A 1,780-nucleotide genomic window follows, 5' to 3' on the forward strand; every position below is an offset into this window, starting at 1 on the left:
AGCCTCCTTTGAAGCTAAAATATCTCTTTCTGAAAGAATAGGATTGTTTGTTGACCAATCTATACCTATTCTTTTATCATCCCAAGCGTAAGTAAACTGTTTATCTTCGTCTGTATATTCGCCCTTGTAAGCGCATTTGTAGTAATACACCGCGCTTTCACTGCTTACATAATGAGCATTTCCAAAACCAGCAGGAACCAAAATAATCTTTTGATTATCTTGATTAATAATAAATTTTTCCCATTTTAAATAAGTTGGAGAATCTTTTCTACAATCAACCACAACTTGATGAATTTCACCAAAAACACAAGTTGCAAGCTTAAAGGTATTTTCATCTCCATGGATACCGCGTATAACATTGTGTTTAGAATGTATAAATTTATCGTGTATAAATTTTAGTCCATCTGGCAAAAGTTTATCGATCGCTTCACTAGTGAAAGCTGTCCAAATTTCCCCTCTTAAGTCTCTAAATTTATTTGGAGTTATGATATAAACTCCTTTTAAAATTTTTGATTCTTGTATATCAAATTCTATTGCCATCACGCAACCTTTTTCTCAAAGATTGCGTGATGATGAATATTATTATTTAATACCCCCCCCCAATCACGCCAAATAAAAATTGAATATTTTCTCTTATATCAAATTGATGATTTCCAACAAAAAAACCTTTTTCATGGACATATTTTGCATTTTTAAGCTCACCATGAATTTCATAGTTAAAATACTTTATAACCTCATTTTGAGTAAAATCCCCAGTTGCAACAGGGCGATATTCTATGCCATTTTCCTCTAATTTTTTAATAATGTCTTTTCTTTGCAATTTCGATTCAGGTTTAATCACTAAAGAAAAACCAAACCAAGAACTCAAACCAATTTCCTTTTGGATAATAAAATCAGGATGATTCTTAAAATAATCACAAAATAATTTTGCATTTTCTCTTCTGTGTTTTAAAAATGCAGGCAGTTTTTTAAGTTGCTCTATACCTATAGCTCCACTCATTTCGATTGGACGAACATTATAACCTGGCAATACAAAACGAAATGATTCGCTAAACCAATCATCGCTTTTATTTGCAACTAAATTTTCTTTTGGAAGATTTCTTGTCCAACCATGCGCTCTTAAGCAAAGAAGTATATGATACAATTCCTCATTATCAGTAACTACAAATCCACCCTCCATTGTAGCCATATGGTGTGAAAAAAAGGTAGAAAAAGTTCCCATTATACCAAAAGTTCCTGCTTGCTTACCTTTGTATTCTGCCCCCATGGATTCGCAATTATCTTCCAATAAAAGAATATTTTTATTTTTAATCATTTCATTAATAGCATCAAAATCATTTGGGTTTCCTAAAAGATTAACCAGCATAATCATTTTAGTTTTTTCGCTGATAGCATCCTTTAAAGCCTCCAAATCGTAATTTAAAGTATGCAAATCAATATCTACAAATTTAAGCTTTAATCCGTATTGATAAAGCGGATAATAAGTAGTACTCCAAGAAATAGCAGGAACTATGACTTCATCGCCTCTTTTTAACTTTGGATTTTTCGTATAAAATAAAGCAGCGGTAGCTATCAAATTTGCAGTAGATCCAGAACTTGTCATCACTGCATATTTAGAACCTGCAAATTTAGCAAAATCTTTTTCAAATTCTGCAACTTTCTTTCCCATAGTAAACATATCACTTTTTATAACATCTTGTATAGCTTGCAATTCTTTTTCATCCCAAGTTGATGAAGCTAGTGTATACTTTTTCATTGTTTTATCCTTTATTAGCATTTT

Annotated in this window: 2 protein-coding genes; both read right to left on the reverse strand. The window is 31.5% G+C overall.

The genetic code is table 11. From position 1 onward, the window contains the following. A partial coding sequence (locus H2277_RS08895; protein WP_337201951.1) for a dTDP-4-dehydrorhamnose 3,5-epimerase family protein occupies positions 1 to 540 on the reverse strand: 540 nt, incomplete at its 3' end. A 46-nt stretch (positions 541 to 586) separates the two neighbouring features. After that, positions 587 to 1,756, reverse strand: a complete 1,170-nt coding sequence (locus tag H2277_RS08900; protein ID WP_337201952.1) for a DegT/DnrJ/EryC1/StrS family aminotransferase — start codon at positions 1,754 to 1,756, stop codon at positions 587 to 589. Positions 1,757 to 1,780: the final 24 nt, after the last annotated feature.

This window comes from Campylobacter sp. W0014 (genome assembly GCF_020135975.1).
Taxonomy (GTDB): domain Bacteria; phylum Campylobacterota; class Campylobacteria; order Campylobacterales; family Campylobacteraceae; genus Campylobacter_D.

Coding starts and splice junctions, on each gene's coding strand:
- H2277_RS08900 (WP_337201952.1), bottom strand. CDS start 1,756: ATGAAAAAGTATACACTAGCTTCATCAACTTGGGATGAAAAAGAATTG.